This window comes from Pontibacter russatus, assembly GCF_009931655.1.
GTDB lineage: Bacteria > Bacteroidota > Bacteroidia > Cytophagales > Hymenobacteraceae > Pontibacter > Pontibacter russatus.
In genome coordinates this window covers 1,834,587-1,850,929 of sequence record NZ_CP047984.1, presented here as the reverse complement: position 1 = coordinate 1,850,929, position 16,343 = coordinate 1,834,587, and the positions used below count along the sequence as shown (strand labels likewise).

Here is a 16,343-nt window from a genome sequence, read left to right as displayed (position 1 = left end):
CTTACTCCAACTGATTCGGGAGGTGCGCATGGTGTAAATCGTGCGCACCTTTTTTCATCTGTAAATCCAGCTTCCGGATGTCAAGTCTCTTTACCTGGCTGTCTCCTTCTTTAATATATATAAACTGGTTGGCGGCTATATTTTCAAACACCTGTTTCCGGTTTGAGCCTGCCCACAGGATCTCCAACTTGTCAATTTTGGTAGCCCGGCCAAGGCCCATCTCAGCGCGCAGCGCAGAGGCTCCGAAACTTCCCCCGGAGTTCACGTCCCGGTATATGCTTCGCTGCTTTCCCTGCTCCGTAAACGTTATTTTCAGGCGGGTGCCGATGGCGGCTTTGTTGGCTTTTACTCCTTCCAGCTTTATTGATATCCAGTTATTGCCAGCCGTGGCGCTGCCCTGGTAGGTATTTTTAAACAGGGCGTTCCGGTAGTTGTCGCCTTCATATGCGCCGCCCATCACGGTATAGATATCCTGGTCGCCGTCGTTGTCTATATCCCCCACCGAAACGGCGTGCCCTTTCTGCAGGTGCCCCACACCCGCAGCGGTGGTGACATCCTGATACGTTTTACCGGCGTTGTTGCGGTACAGCTTGTTGGGGATGATAGACTCGAAACTGGGGTCGCCGGTGCCGAGGTACATATCCAGCCAGCCGTCGTTGTCCATATCCATGAAATTGCTGCCCATGGAATACAGGGCTTTGTTGATGCCCGCTGCTTCGGCGATGTCCGTGAAGGTGCCGTCGCGGTTGTTGCGGTAAAGCCTTGCTTTTTCAGCCTGGTTCGGCAGGCCCAGGTACTCGGCGGCCACATTGTAGGATACGCTGGGGTCTTTGCTGAACTTAAAGCCGGAGACAAAAATATCGAGCCAGCCGTCGTTGTCGAAATCATAAAACCAGGTGGGGAACGACATCATCGGCTTGGCCAGGCCCGCCTGCGCTGTCACGTCCTCAAACTTGAGCTGCTCGTTGCGCCCCAAGCCCAGGTTCCGGAACAGAAAGTTCTGGCCATATAGCGTGGAGACATATAAATCCTGCCAGCCGTCGTTGTCGAAATCGCCGGAGGTGACGCCTTTGACATACCGGTTCAACTCAAGGCCCACGTCCTTCGCGATATTTTTAAAAACACCCCGGTGGTTTATATATAGCTCGCTGGGGTTCGGGCTGAACTTGTCCGCCGTTTCGTTGCCGATGAACAGGTCGAGCCAGCCGTCGTTGTTAAAATCACTCCAGGTCGCTGTCTGGGTAGGGTAAAAAGAAAGCAGGCCAACTTCTGCCGTCACATCGGTAAAGGTGCCATCGCCGTTGTTGTGCAGCAGCGAGTTGGGCTGCTTGCCGTGCTGCTCAAACCAGGCACCGCGCAGCACCAGCACATCTATATAGCCGTCGTTGTTATAGTCCGCCTGCACCATGTTCAGGCTGTTGGTGATGCCTTTCAGGCCTGCCTTTCCGGTATGGTCCGAGAAGGTGCCGTCGCCCTCGTTGCGGAAGTACCGGATTTGGTCCCGCAATCCGTAAGAAGAGGCCATGATGTCGAGGTAGCCGTCGTTGTCGAAGTCCTCCACAATGGAGCCCCCGGAGATGGCGTCTACATCCACGCCCAGGTCTCCGGCCACTTCCTCAAAAGGGGCCACGGCGACTTCAGATTGGCTTTCTATGGGTATCAGCCATTGCGCCGGCACTTTGTCGGGGTATTCGCCCAGGGTCATATAGGCAATGTTCAGGAGCCAGCGGTAGTGCAGCGCTTCCGGGTTCCGGGTTAGCAGCGCGGTGTAGTGCTCGATGGCTTTGCGGGAGCCCTGCGGCAACTGGTGAAACCCCGGGCTGGCGATGGGGAAGAGGCAGGAGGCGGAGGTGTGGTTGATCAGGCAGTTTTCCTGCTCGCCGAAGCGCAGGTAAGCCTGCGCGATATCCGCCTGCAGCCTGTCGGCCAGTCCCTGGTCTTTCGGGGTAAAGCTGTAGGCCACCTGCGGCAGTTGCTGGTGCAGTTTCTCAAACAGTTTTGCCGCTCCTTCCGGGTCTCCTGACCGCAGCAGCTCGGTGGCTTTCTGGTACTCGTAATCAAATTTCTCCCGGCCTGCGGATTTGGCGGCCAGCGTGTCGAAGTGGGCGACGCGGGCATGGTTCGCAAACCGGTTGCCGGGTACGTAGAACTTCTGCGCCACCTCTTCAAGTAGCGTCACCATCGGGGCATTCCCGTCTTCCTGCTTTTCTTCCTTGCAGGAAGTCAGCAGGAGCAGGGCAGAAAGCAAAAGGCAGGGAATAACTCTGCTATATATAGGAGGCGGAAACATCGTATCTGTGCTATTTTTATGCCTTGTTAGCCGTTGATTTTTTAAGCTTCTCCATTTACATTCAATTCTAAAGTTTTTTTCTCGGAGAAGTTGATTAACATATTCCAGAAGCAATCTCCTCCGTCCAATACTGTTCCGAAGAGACTGTTCCGCCAATCAAACTTTTTGAATTTTAATTCATTCGTTACAGAATCGGTCACCAGTATTTCTCTTACTCTGCAGGAGGCGTTTATATAAACTAAAGAATCGCCATTGCTATCAACAAAGCAGACATATTGCTTGTAAATGCTTTCTATGCTGTCAGGTTTTAGGTGTCTGTTCCCAACGCCGGGGTCGTTTGCAATTGTTGTCTTTATTATGGCCTCAATGTCAAAGATTTGCTCTTCAGTCGGTTCCCAGAGCTTTTTACTCCCATGGGTAACAGCTATTGTTTCTGATGTGTCGCTTATTACTGTAAATCGGGAGTTTTTATTTTTTTGATAGTCAGCTTTTGAAGGTTTATTTGTAATGGATTCAGGGTTTTTAGTTTCACAGCCAAAAACTGCCATAATCAAAGCTGCTAATATTGATGCTTTCTTCATATATAAATAACAGCTAACTGATGAATAGTGCGAATAAAAAAGAAACCCACCCCTGCCCCTTCAAGGAGGGGAATTAGTTCAGTCGATTCAGGAATCCACTCCTCTGAAGGGCAGGTAAAAAACAGGGGCTTTACCCCCACAACCCATTTTACTTAACCTTTCTGCTCTTACCCTCAAAATCAAAAGCCACCACCGACACGGCATTCCGGGGGAGGGCAACGCTTCTGGTAGATTGTGAAAGATAACCGGAGCCGTAATAAAGCTCCTTCACGATTTTCTTTCCTGAATCAAGCATGATCTCCAGTCTTGCGTCTGAAGGATTGGTGTGAACAACCTGTGCCCCATTTCCGGTGCCCGCGGTATAAGCCAGCAGCGGGCCGTTGTTGTTGGCTGCCAGCACCAGCGTATTCCCGTTATACAGTGTCAGATTCGCCATGCCTTTCGCATCACCGTCCACCACGAAACCGCTTTGCTGCAGCGGCACAGGCTGGAAACCACCTTTGCCATTCCCTTTGAGATACAGGCCGGTAAAAGCGTCGTAAGCGCCGCTGATGACTTCCGGGGCCTGTGAGTTGCCCGTGAGCAGCGCGTCCAGGTTGCCGTCGCCGTCATAGTCATGCACCGTCATGCCATATACTGGGGCGAACTGGGCCTCCACAGGCAAGGCTTTTATCAGGAACTTGCCGTTGCCCAGGTTCTCGATATAACTCGAGTGCATGTTCACGCTTTTCAGCACGTAGGACTTGTTCAGTTCTGCGGGAGAAAGCACTTCCGTCACAGAGGCGCGGGCGTAGCTGTCGTAGGTGGCAAAGCGCCGGCGCATGGACACCATCTGGTCAAAGATATCATCCCGCGGCCGAACCGGCACGTTTTTGCCCATCACGTAGTGCGCCACGATGGGGTCCATGCTGCTGTTGCCGTCGTAGTCGGCGGCATATACGCTCACGGGCTCTGCCTCCGAGGCTTTCAGCTTGGTATTCAGCCCCAGGTTTCCGGCCATATAGTCTATGTCGCCGTCGCCGTCAAAGTCGCCGCCGGTTAGGCTGTTCCACCAGCCGCTGGTGTTAGGCAGCGTGGTGGCGGCCGTTACGTTCTGCAATTTGCCTTTAGTATTTCGGAAAAAAGTGATGGGCATGCCTTCTCCCGTCACAACCAGGTCAACGGCACGGTCATTGTCGAAATCAGTCCAGAGGGCGGCGGTGAGCATCCCCAGCTTTTGCAGGTCCGGGCACACCTGCGCGGTGGCGTTTCGGAACTTCCCGCCCTCGTTCAGCAGGATATAGCTCTCCGCCGGAGCCGGGTACTGCTGCGGCGACACCCTGCCACCAACAAACAAGTCCAGGTCGCCGTCTGTGTCCACGTCAGCCGCGGTCACAAACGAGCCACTGGCGGTGGTGTTGGGCAGCGCCTGCGCATCCAGGGTGAAGTTGCCTTTGCCATCGTTCCGGTAAAGCTTGTCCTGATAATAGGGCGAGTTGGCCGGGAACTCGTTTCCACCGCTCACGATATATAAATCCAGGTCTGCGTCGCCGTCTGCGTCGAAGAGCAGGCTGCCCATATCCTCTTCGTACTTCGTCTGGTCCGTGACGGCTGTGCTGGTGAAGGTGCCGTTCCTGGACTGCAGGAAAACCCTGCCGGGATATTTGAAGGCCCCGCCCACATAGAAATCATCCAGTCCGTCGCCGTTCATGTCGCCTACCGCTATGCCCGGCCCGTTTTGCGTGTACTTGTGCGGCAACAGCGGCTGCACCTTGAAATCTATATAGGGCTCCTCTATGTGCGTGTAGTCTATCCTGTGCGTCGCGTTTACCCGCTGGAACAACTGCGGCTCAGGTGCTTTCTTTGATTCTCTCACAGCGGCGGCATCTTTCTGCTGCAGCGTGAGCACCTGGTTGGCCTTCACATTCCCGAGGCGCTGCACTTTGCCATCCGGCCAGGTCACTTCCACGGCCGCCACCACCGAATCTGGCCCCAACCCGAAATGCAGGAAAGGCTCCACCGTCGACATAAAGCCCCGGTAAGGCGAGTACTCCTGAAACTGCTCCTTGCCGTCCAGCGTCAGTTTTACCTTGGCGCCATATCCGGCTGCGGTCCCTTTGTCTCCCTGCAGCTTTATCCGCAGGAAGTTATTGCCCAGCTGCTTCTCGGCATTGTTGCGGTACACAAAGGCTTTTTCGTTGATGTTGTTGGTAACCAGATCCAGGTCGCCATCATGGTCCAAATCGGCGTAAGCGGCGCCGTTTGAGAAAGAAGGCACATCCAGGCCCCAGGCGCTGGTCTGGTTGCTGAACGTGAGGTCGCCTTTGTTCCTATATATATAATTCGGCTTCCTGGCACTCGGCAGCTGCTTTATTATCTCCATCAGCTGCTTGTTCAGTTCGTCCATCGGCATGCTGCTGTTGAGGCCCTGCATGCGGTACATGATAAAGTCGCGGTTGGTGATGTCCTTCGGGAAGCCGTTGGTGATGTGCAGGTCCTTGTAGCCGTCGTTGTCGAAGTCGGCCAGCAGCGGGCTCCAGCTCCAGTCGGTGCTGTGTACGCCTGCCAGTTGCCCCATCTCGCTGAACGTGCCGTTGCCGTTGTTCAGCTGCAGCGTGTTGCGCATATACTGCGGTGTGTAGCCGTTCATGAGTTCCCCCACAAAGCGGTCGTAGTTCATGCCCGCGAACATCAGCTTACTCCGCAGGTTGTCTTCCGGCAGCATATCCACCGTGATGATGTCCACCAGCCCGTCGTTGTTGAAGTCGGCCACATCGTTGCCCATCGCCGACTGGCTCTGGTGCTTGAAGTAAGCCGCTGCCTTGTCGGTGAAGGTGCCGTTTTTGTTGTTCAGGTAAAGAATGTCGTTCGACAGGTAATCATTGGACACATACACATCCGGCCACCCGTCCCGGTTGATGTCGCTGATGGCCACACCCAGCCCGTGTCCCTCCACCAGTATACCGGCTTCTTTCGAGACGTCTGTAAAGGAATTGTTGCCGTTGTTGCGGTATAGCTTGTCTGTGTTTTTCCCGGAACCGTCTTTTAACTGGGGGCGCAGCAGGTTCGGGTTCTTTTCTTCCAGTGTGTGGTTGAGCAGGTAGAGGTCCAGGTCACCGTCCTTGTCGTAGTCGAAGAAAGCGGCGTGCGTGGAGTAACTGTCGTCGGCAAGGCCATATTGTCCGGCCGCCTCGGTGAAGGTGTTGTCCTGGTTGTTTATATAGAGCAGGTTCCGGCGTTGCTGCGGCGCTACTTTACCTGTCACGCAGACATAGATATCCTGGTAACCGTCGCTGTTCACGTCCGCCACGGCCACGCCGCTCGCCCAGCGGCCGGAGGTATTGATGCCTGCCTGCCGGGTTATATCCTCAAACTTTAAATCTCCTTTGTTAAGGTAGAGTCTGCTGGGCACCATGTTGCCCGAAAAGAAGATGTCCTGCAGGCCGTCGTTGTTAAAGTCGCCCATGGCCACGCCGCCGCCATTGTAGAAGTACTCAAACTCCAGCACGTTCAGGGTAGGCGTCTCTGTGAGCGTGTTCGCAAAGGTGATGCCCGTCTCTTCGGCCGGGAGGCTCTGAAACAGGGGAGGTGCTGTAGCTGTTGCCGGCTCTGTAGCGGCGGTTTCCTTTTCCGGCTCGGGGTTGCAGCTGGCAAGCAGCACAAGCATAGCAAGCGCTACATTCTTCAGCTTGTTAGGCAGGGCGATTTTGGTTGGTGCGTGCATGTGTGGTAATTGAAAAAAGCAGCATGCCGGCCTGTTAGCCAATGCAGACTGCTTTTCAATAATAAGTAATCATCAGGGTGGAAGAACTGGCTGCAAGCTACAGCTTTGCTGTCCGCTCACCGCCACGGGTTTTCAACTTCGTGACCACCAGGTCGCCTACCTCTCTGCCTTGCTCTGCGCCAAGGTCGCAGGCAGGGCGGAAGTGGATGCCCCCGTATATCCTGCTTTCCCCTGCCTCCAGCGCAGCCTCGTTGAAGGAGCTGAACTGGCGCGGCGGCAGACCAATGGCCATTTGCGTGGAATCAACAAAAGCATAGGCGTCGCCGAACTTGTGGGTGAGCACGGTGGCCGCCGCCGCTGATATGACGCTGTGCCCGCTCGGGAACTCCGGGAACGGAGGCGTCTGCAGCACCGGGTCCCAGTCTGCGTCGATGTAGCGCTCTATATAGGTGTCCGGGCGGATGGAGTTGTAGGCGTATTTGGCGTCCCAGCAGCTGATGAAACCGTCGGCTACCGCGGTGGCCACCATCACGTAGGTTTCGGCGGCCTCTATCATATTTAGTTTTTTGTCGCGGATGGCGGAACTGGTAATAGACATCCAGTGGCCCGGGGGCGTCAGCTTTTGCTTGAAGTAGGTCACGTGGCCGGTGGTGTACGACACGTTCGGGTTATCATCCCAAAAGCGGGCTATCAGCAGTTTGTCCTCGTCAATATTTTTCACAACGTCATATACCTCCATCGCCTCCTTGTAAAAGTCGGACGTGGCGAGGGAGTCGAAGGCGGTGGGCAAAGAAGGCTTGCACTGCGCCGCCGAGTCCATGACAAAAGGCCTCATTTTGCTCCAGTGCGGCTCCACGGCAGGCATATAGTCCGGGGCGGTGGGTTGCCAGGCGCCGGGCTCTTTGGAAATGACGTGGCGCGTGAGGGCGCGGGTTTCTGTGTAGCCATCCTTTTTAGACCAGGCCAGTATATGCTCGCCCACCTGCCGTCCGTAGGCGATGGAGTTGTTCAGCACCTCTTCCTTTATCCCTATCTTTTTGATTTGCGCCAGGTATTTGGCCTCGTATTCCTCCATCTTCAGCTCGTCGAGGATGAGCTTTTTGCCAACGGTAGAGAAAGCGATGATGCTCGACACCGGCAGGTAAAGTTCCTGGGTGGTATCCGGCTGGGGCACGTCCGGCAGGCCGCTGAGCTGGCTGGCAAGGGAGCCGTATTGCGGGTAGGCAGGGGCCAGGGCCTCGTAGGCCGCAATGTTGGGGTAAGAATAGATGCGGCTGGCCACGGGCGGGTTAAAGATGTCCTTGATGATGATCTCGCTCAGGTGCCCGTTCCACACAATCAGCTGCGACTGCGAAAACTTGTCCAGCCCGGCTATATCGTGTTTTTCCTCACAGCCCAGCAGGAGGGGGATCAGCAGTAAGTACAGTAAAGATTTAAGACTCTTCATATGTGTTGAAAGGGTGTAGGTGTGCTATAATCTCTGTTAATTTGTTTCTGTACAAGGGTTTACAAAAACAAGCCACCATAGCAGTTGTAAGTAACCAATTACTTTTATATAAAACAAGTTCCGGCTCTGGCCACAAATATTCAGCACCACATGCTGGGGATAGCATTACTCTAGACAGCCTATCCAAAACAGCAGCACAGACCAGTTATCGGCTAAGGCCGGAGCGCCAGTTTGTCCTCCTGCAGGTCAACTTGCCTGCCCTTTCCGGCAAAGTCGTATATGGTTACGGCCCTCGCCCCTGCGGGCACCGCCAGTGTTCTGGACGACTGGGACAAATACGCGGAGCCGTAGTAAAACTCCTGCCGCATTTTCCGGCCATCCTGCAGTGTAACAGTTGCCCAGGCGTCGGAGGGCCGGAGTGGCAGGGCGCTGTGCCGCTGCTTATATATATAAGTTTTCACCGGCCCCTGGTTAGAGGCGGAGAGTACCAGGCTTTTTCCCTCCGGCAGCGCCAGTTCGGCCATGCCCTTCGCATCCGTATCCACAAAAAAACCGCTCTCCGTAACCGGAACAGGGGCGAAGCCGCCCTTCCCGTTTCCTTGCATATATAGGCCAATGGAGGCATCGTACCAGCCTGTCTGCACCTCCGTCGCGTAGTTGTTGCCCGCCAGCAGCAGGTCCAGGTTACCGTCGCCGTTGTAGTCGTTCACCGTAATGCCGAACACCGGGGCGAACTGCGCCTGTATGGGGAGCGCTGTCATTTTGAATTTTCCGTTGCCCAGGTTCTCGATATAGCTGCTCTGCAGGTGGGTGCTTTGCGCCACCACGGCATCCGCTAAATCCTCCTCCGAGAAAAGCTCGTTGTAGCCGATGCCCGCGTACTGCTCAAACGTCTGGAACTTCCTGCGCATCGACACCATCTGGTCGGTCATGGCGTCGCGGGGGTGGGCGGGGAAATTCTGGCCCATCAGGTAGCGGCCCAGCACCGGGTCGATGCTGCCGTTGCTGTCGAAGTCTTTTGCCGTGATGGTGATGGGCTCTTCGGGGGAGGCCTTGTAGTCGGAGTTGAGGCCGAAGTTGCCGCCTATATAATCCATATCCCCGTCGCTGTCAAAGTCACCCGCCGCCAGGCTGTTCCACCAGCCCACAGCCTCCTGCAGGCCCGTGTTTTTTGTCACGTCCTCAAACTTGCCGCTCTTGTTTTTGAGCAAAGTGACCGGCATCCACTCCCCAGCCAGCAGCAGGTCGATTTGCCCGTCCTGGTCTGCGTCCGTCCAGAGCGCGGAAGTAACCAGCCCGATTTGCTTCAGTGCGGGGCATACCTTTTCGGTCACATCCGTAAAGGTGCCGCCATTGTTCTGGAGAATGTAGCTGCTGGCAGGCAAAGGGTAACGCTGCGGCACCACCCGACCCCCCACAAACAAATCGAGGTCGCCGTCTTTGTCATAATCAGCCGCCACCACGCACGAGCCGCTGGACTTGATGCCGGGCAGCGCAGCAGGGGCCGGGGCAAATGAGCCTTTGCCGTCGTTCATATAGAGCCGGTCCTGGTACTCCGCCGAGCCGTCCTTGAACTCGCTTCCGCCGCTCACGATATATAAATCAAGGTCGCCGTCGTTGTCGGCGTCAAAGAAGAGGCTGCCCATGTCATCGCCGTGTTTTGGTGCGTCCGCCAGGGCGGCTTCTTTGAAAGTGCCAGCCGCTGCCTGCAGGTAGAGCTTTCCGGGGGTATCCGAAGAGCCGCCTATATATAAATCCTCGAGGCCATCTCCGTTCACATCGCCAACGGCCATGCCAGGGCCACCCTGCGAGTACTTCTGCATGAGCAGGGGCTGCAGCTTAAAGTCTATAAAGTCATGCTCCCTGTGCTGGTAACTGATGCCGGTGGCGGTGCTGTCCTGCGCCTTGAAAAGTGTGGCAATGGCAGCAGGGGCGGGGGAAGGGGCTGGCACGGTGGCATCGGCGTGGCGCAAGGTCAGCACCTGGTCGGCTTTTATGTTCCGGATGGTCTGCTGTTTGCCGTCCGGCCATATCACTTCCAGGGCGTCTGCCTGCGTGGCTTTGCCCAAACCAAAGTGCACCGCGTTCTCCACTGTGGACTTATAGCCGCGGTACACCGAGTGGTCGTGGTACTGCTGCTGGCCGTTGGAGGTGAGGGTGAGTTTGGCGCCGAGCCCGGCTTTGTTCAGTACATCGCCTTCCAGTTTTACGCGCAGGTAATGCCGGTCGGGCAGCGTGTTGGCCTCGTTCCGATATATAAAGGCGGCCTCGTCGATGTTATTCATCACCAGGTCCAGGTCGCCGTCGTTGTCGAGGTCGGCAAAGGCGGTGCCGTTGGTGTAGGAGGGAGCGTCCAGGCCCCACTCCTCAGACTTGTCCGCGAAGGAGAGGTTGCCGGTGTTCTGGTATATATAGTTGTGTACTTTCACGCCGGGCAGCTCTTTTATCAGCTTGGCCATCGCCTTGGACTGGCTCGCATCATCTCCAAACCGCCCTTCCTGGCGCTTGTATATGATAAAGTCGAGGTTGGTGACGTCCTTGCGGTACCCGTTGGTGATGAGGAGGTCGCGGCGGCCGTCGTTGTCGTAATCGGCAAACAGGGGAGCCCAGCTCCAGTCTGTCCGGTGGATGCCCGCCAGCTGACCGATTTCGCTGAAGGTGCCGTTGCCGTTGTTCAGTTGCAGCGTGTTGCGGATGTACTGCGGCTGGTAGCCCAGCGTGAGGTTGTGCTTGAAGCGGTCGTAGTTGGCGGCCCCGATCATGGTTTTTTCCCGCTGGTTGTCGGGCGGCAGCATGTCCACGGTCACAATGTCCAGCAGGCCGTCGTTGTTGAAGTCGGCTATATCCGTTCCCATGGCATTCCAGCTATGGTGCTTCAGGTACTGCCGCGATTTGTCGGTGAAAGTGCCGTCGCGGTTGCTAATGTAGAGGATATCGTTTGTGATGAAGTCGTTCGCCGCATATATGTCGAGCCACCCGTCGTTGTTGATGTCGGCAATGCCCACGCCCAGGCCATAGCCTTCCAGCAGGATACCGGCCTCCCTGGACGCGTCCGTAAACGTGTTGTCGCCGTTGTTGCGGTACAGCCTGTCGGTGCTCAGGCCCTGGCCGTTGGTTTTCTTTGGGCGCGAGTTGTTACGCGGGAAGCTCTCCAGCGCATTGGTGAGCAGGTACATGTCCAGGTCGCCGTCCTTGTCATAGTCGAGGAAAGCGGCCTGGGTGCTGTAGCCCGTATCGGCCAGGCCATATGCCCGGGCAGACTCCGTGAAGGTGCCGTCGCCGTTGTTCACAAACAGCATGTTGGGCTTTTCAGCCGTTTTGTTCGGCCCGGCCACGCAGACATATATATCCGTATGGCCGTCGCTGTTGATATCGGCCATCGCAACGCCTGTTACCCAGCGGTCGGTGGCAACGCCCGCCTGTTCGGTGATGTCCTCAAACTGCAGGTTTCCCTTGTTCAGGTACAGCCTGCTCGTCACCATGTTGCCACCAAAAAAAATGTCCTGCAGCCCGTCGCTGTTGATGTCCCCGATGGCCACGCCGGCGCCGTTGTACAGGTAGTCGTACTCAATGGCGTTGAGGGTGTCGTTTTCGGGCAGGTTGTTGCTGAAAGTGATGCCCGTATCGTCCGGCGACAGTAGCTGGAAGAGCTGGGGTTCCTTTTCCTCGCAGCTGCTCAGCAGAAACGCGGCGCCTATAAAAAAGAAAACTATATGCTTCATATGGTGTGGGGCAAATCAGGCGTAGGCAGAGCTTAAGGTATGTACAGACGCAAGAAAGCTTCCAAATTAGTACATCTTGCCGCAAGTTCAAATACACAGGTGCATGTATAAATCCGGTTCCCGGCGAGAGAGCCGGCTACTGCGAAATCGCTCTCCAGAAGTAGGATTCCTGATAACGGTGTAAAAGCTTTCATCCACGAAAAACAACTCAGCAGCCGCCTGAATGCTTAGCACTTATTGCAGAAATAAAGTTCATTTTTTGATTCGAAAGAAGCGGCTTAGGGAGATATGCGAACCCACCGTGGCACGGCCAGGACCGTTTTAGCCTGAAATCCTAAAGTAACTATCTCCAGTCATTCTGTTAAGAGACTTGGGTGATACAGAAGGGACTTTCCGAGGAGGCAAGCACTTGCCACTTGCCCACAAGATCCGTAAAGGATGACAAAAGTAGAGATGAAACGGCCCCGCCTCCAGGGCCTGTGTATGACTGAGGTGGGATGAGGTGAGGGAGCCGTTTAAGGTTCTTTGCGACGCGGCGCATCAGCCGGTACATCTTTCAGATAGCTGGTCAAGCCCGCCACGTCATCCGTGCCTATATAATCCACCCCCAGGCGCAGCAGTGTTTGCCAGGATGCTTCATTGTCGGGCGTTGCCCAGAAGCGGAATTTCCTGTCCAGTTGATGCACGCTGTCAATCGTCCGCTCCATTTTAGCTTGGTCCTCTTTGGCAATCGGCCCTTCGCCGCTCCACTGGGTATAGTTCCGGAAACTGTCGCTGAACAAGGCGATACGCTCTAATTCTGCTGGGGTATATGTTTCTCCTGGCCTGCCGTCGAAATAAATGAAATCCGGGTACTGCGACCAGGTGGCCGGGGCAGGCCTGTTGCCGCTGACCACCACCTGCACGGCGGGGTTCTGACTTATCCCGGGGTATTTTTCCAGCGTTTTCACCAGCACCGGCAGCGTTGCTTTCCCGTCCGTTTTCAAATCAATCAGCAATTGCAGCTTTGCTTCCGGCAGGCTGTAGGGCGCTCCGTTGTTCTGCTGTATCTTTTTCTGGAGGGGCTTCAGGTAAAGCGCCTCCAGCGTGCGGTCAGGCAGGATGTCCCCGGGGTCGTGCGCCACATATAACGCGCCGTTTTTCAGGAACACATCGGCCTCTATCGAGCCTGCCTGAGCGTCATAAGCCGCGAAAAAGGGCACGGGCTGCTCATAGTCGTTGTGGGCATGCACGTTGGCGGCCGTGTAAAGCTTTTGGGCGTACAGGCCCTGCCATATAAAAATGAGAAGCAGGAGCGGGAGAAATGTCTTTTTGGCGAACATCAGGGGTGTGGTCGAGACTTCGTTTATATAGTGAAATGTCTGTGGGTTATATATAGAGGCAAACCTTCGCGACTCAGTGCAGGGAAGGTTGCGGCGAGCTGTTTGTTCTGCCCGCTATCCCTAAAAATCACGGAGCGCTGGCGCAGCCGCAACTTATCCGGAAGCAGGAAGCACAAATGCACTTCCTGCTTCCGGATTTAATAAGTACGGGCTATGGCCGCAACGCTTCCGCGAACTTATATATAACTCCTAAAACTTGAGTGTGGGCGGGAGGTATTTCGCCACCAGGTCCTCGTAATAGGGGCGCAGTTTGTTCCAGTCTGGGGGCGTCGGGGTCTTGGAGTACAGATCATACGGGTTGAAGAGCCGCACCCACTCAAACATCTCCCGGTCGTGGCTGTCCAGCAGGTGGTCGTAGGCATTTTCGCGGTGCTGCGGGTAGAACGAATGGTAGCGGAGCATATATAAAGCGGGCTCCGGCAGGTGGTCCTTCATCATCTGGTACACATACTCGTCGTGGCCCCACGACATATGCACGTTGCGCAGGCCGCAGTTCGGGCTGTATACCCCGAACTTGGTATTGTAGCGGCTGTCGTTGTAGTCCGGGTTATCCTTGAAAAACTCTGAATAGACGATTTTGTCCGAGAAAGCGCAGCCTACCGGAAAGGTGTCTCCTACCACGGCCCATTGCGGCTCCCCGAACAGGCACAGCACTTTGCCCATGTCGTGCAGCAGGCCCACCAGCACCATCCAGTCGGGGTGGCCGTCGGCGCGGATAGCCTCTGAGGTCTGCAGCAGATGCTGCATCTGGTCCAGGTCCGTGTCCGGGTCAGAGTCGTCCACCAACTGGTTCAGGAACGTGAAGGCATCCCATATGGGCATCTCCTTCTTGTCGAATTTCAGGAACTCCTTCTCCTTCTGCAAGACAAAGTCGTAGGACTGGTGCAGGTGGTTGAGGCGGTAAAACTCCTTCACCGTTTCGCGGGCAGGCGTTTCATAGTTGCGGTACTCCTCCTTCGATTTGCCGGGTGCTTTGTCTTCCGGATCAGGGAAGCGTTCCAGCAGGTCCTCCTCCCAGACATCCAGGCTTTCCAAGGGGTTCTTTTCGTCTATATTGATGGCTTTCATAGTGTGATGTTTTTAAAATGAAAGTATTTTTTACCAGTTATATAACCTAATGTACTGAATTTAAAATATTTAATCCTGTAAATCCCTGTATTAATTAACATGAACTACGAAAATTCAGCTAATCCGTCGATTAGGGTACCGGAAACCTCACCCTCCAGGAAGGAATAAAAGCGAACGCGGCGCGGCATATATCTCCAGCCGCCATCGTAAACCGTGGTTGCTCGTGCCCGCCATAAGTCCAAATGGCGGGCCTTTCATTGGCCGCCTACCAGAAAAAGTAATACAGCGTGCCGATAATGGCGAGTATTCCGGCGGCGGCTACATTAAAGCCAGACTGCGTTTTGAACAGCACCGGGTCTGAGATAATCGCTTTTTTGTCGGCCGTGTCCAGTCGGGTGTTGGTGTAAACGATAATGCCGAGCATCAGGAAGATCATGGACATGGTATAGATGGACTCCAGGCCGAGGTAACTGTATTCGGCGGAGTAAAGCACCCCGATCACAAAGCAAACAAAGGCCAGCGCAAAAAGGATATAACTCGTCTGGAGCAGGCGCTTGTACCGGTTGCCTTCCGGTTTAGGCACCCTTACTTTCCTTCCCCGCTCCATAAAACTGATCACCGAGGCCAGCACGCACAGGAAGATAAAAACGTAGCCGATGCGCAGGATAAAGGGCATTTCAGGGTATATGAGTTTAAAGATTATCCCGGCCGGAATGGTGACAATGGCTGTCCAGAGTGCGGCGTTCTGTGTCATTTGCTTCCAGTAGAGCCCCATCACAAACACCACGATGGTGCCGGGGTATATATAGCCGGTGTACTCCTGTATATACTGGTACACCTGGTCCAGCGTCTGCAACTGTGGGGCAACCACGGCGGCGATGGCCAGGGCCAGGACGGCCACCAGCCTTCCTACGCGCACCAACTCCCTGCTTTCGGCCGCCGGCCGGAAGAACGTCTTGTACAAATCGATGGTGAAGATGGTGGACGTGCTGTTGATGATGGAGGCCAGCGACGAGACGACGGCGGCGGCCAGCGCCGCGAACGCAAGCCCCCGGAAGCCGGAAGGCACAAAGTTCTTCAACAGCCACGGGTACGCCTCATCCGACTTTTCGATGGTGCCGACAGCGGCCAGCGGTTTGCCTAAGATGGCGGCCAGTTCGCCGGGGCTGTAGTCGTTGAAGAGCACGTAGGCCGTGATGCCCGGAATAACCACGATCAGCGGTATCAGGATTTTCAGGTAGCCCGCAAACAGAAGCCCGCGTTTCGCCTCGGTGATGCTTTTCGCCGCCAGTCCCTTCTGGATGATAAACTGGTTGAAGCCCCAGAAGCCCAGGTTGGTGAGCCACATGCTGCCCAGGATAACGGCCAGGCCGGGGAGGTCCTGAAACGCGTCTTTCGTGCCGCCCGCGCCGTCGGGCACCGCTATCCGGCCCTCCGGCACAACCATGACAAAATGGTCTCTCGCCCGTTCGTATATATGGGCAAACCCAGCAAAAACGCCGTCACCCCCACCCACGGCATCCAGGGCGATATAGGTCGTGATAAGCCCGCCGCCCACCAGGAAAATCACCTGCACCACGTCCGTCCAGGCCACCGCTTTCATGCCGCCATATATGGAGTAGACACCCGAAAACACCAGCAAGCCCACGATGCCGAAAGTAAGCGGCACGCCCATTATTTTCTCCAGCGCCAGCGCGCCCAGGTAACTCACCGCCGTCAGGTTCACGAACACGTACACCAGCAGGTAGAAGATGGCAAAGGCCGTGCTCACCCCTTTGTTGTACCGCTCCTGCAGAAACTGGGGCATCGTGTAGATCCCCTTGTCCAGAAAAACGGGCAGGAAATACTTGGCGACCACTATCAGGGCGATGGCGGCAATCCACTCGTAGGCGGCGATGGCGAGCCCGATGGCGTAGCCGGAGCCCGACATGGCGATAAAGTGCTCGGCGGAGATGTTGGCGGCAATCAGGGAGGAGCCCACGGCCCACCAGGTGAGGGAATTGTCGGCCAGGAAATAATCCTGGGCTGTCTTCTGCACGCCTTTCTCAGACCTCGACACCCAAAGGCCCAGGGCTACGATAATCACGGCATACAGCACAAAAACAATATAATCAAGCGTAGAGAGCGTCGACGTCATAAAGCGCGGGTTT

The 16,343-nt window shown here is 55.6% G+C and carries 8 protein-coding genes; all 8 read right to left on the bottom strand.

The window, feature by feature from the left end; all coding sequences use genetic code 11:
* Position 1: 1 nt before the first annotated feature.
* The 8 genes from GSQ62_RS07375 to GSQ62_RS07340 all read right to left on the bottom strand — a co-directional run bounded on the left by GSQ62_RS07375 (position 2) and on the right by GSQ62_RS07340 (position 16,330).
* Complete coding sequence (locus GSQ62_RS07375; protein ID WP_161888911.1) at positions 2-2,248, bottom strand: CRTAC1 family protein; 2,247 nt, start codon at positions 2,246-2,248, stop codon at positions 2-4.
* An 83-nt stretch (positions 2,249-2,331) separates the two neighbouring features.
* Positions 2,332-2,871, bottom strand: coding sequence for a hypothetical protein (locus GSQ62_RS07370; RefSeq protein ID WP_161888910.1), 540 nt, complete (start codon positions 2,869-2,871; stop codon positions 2,332-2,334).
* Between the two features lie 148 nt (positions 2,872-3,019).
* Positions 3,020-6,574, bottom strand: a complete 3,555-nt coding sequence (locus GSQ62_RS07365) for a VCBS repeat-containing protein (RefSeq protein ID WP_161888909.1) — start codon at positions 6,572-6,574, stop codon at positions 3,020-3,022.
* 97 nt (positions 6,575-6,671) lie between these two features.
* Positions 6,672-8,021 carry a vanadium-dependent haloperoxidase gene (locus tag GSQ62_RS07360; RefSeq protein WP_161888908.1) on the bottom strand — a complete coding sequence of 450 codons (1,350 nt, stop codon included), beginning with the start codon at positions 8,019-8,021 and terminating at the stop codon, positions 6,672-6,674.
* A gap of 212 nt (positions 8,022-8,233) precedes the next feature.
* Positions 8,234-11,743, bottom strand: coding sequence for a VCBS repeat-containing protein (locus tag GSQ62_RS07355; protein WP_161888907.1), 3,510 nt, complete (start codon positions 11,741-11,743; stop codon positions 8,234-8,236).
* A gap of 515 nt (positions 11,744-12,258) precedes the next feature.
* Positions 12,259-13,065: a phosphatidylinositol-specific phospholipase C/glycerophosphodiester phosphodiesterase family protein gene (locus GSQ62_RS07350; RefSeq protein WP_161888906.1), complete on the bottom strand. Its 807-nt coding sequence runs from the start codon at positions 13,063-13,065 to the stop codon at positions 12,259-12,261.
* Positions 13,066-13,314: 249 nt separating this feature from the next.
* Entirely contained in the window at positions 13,315-14,193 is an 879-nt protein-coding gene (locus tag GSQ62_RS07345; protein ID WP_161888905.1) for an inositol oxygenase family protein, read from the bottom strand.
* 265 nt (positions 14,194-14,458) lie between these two features.
* Positions 14,459-16,330, bottom strand: coding sequence for a sodium:solute symporter family transporter (locus GSQ62_RS07340; RefSeq protein WP_161888904.1), 1,872 nt, complete (start codon positions 16,328-16,330; stop codon positions 14,459-14,461).
* Positions 16,331-16,343: the final 13 nt, after the last annotated feature.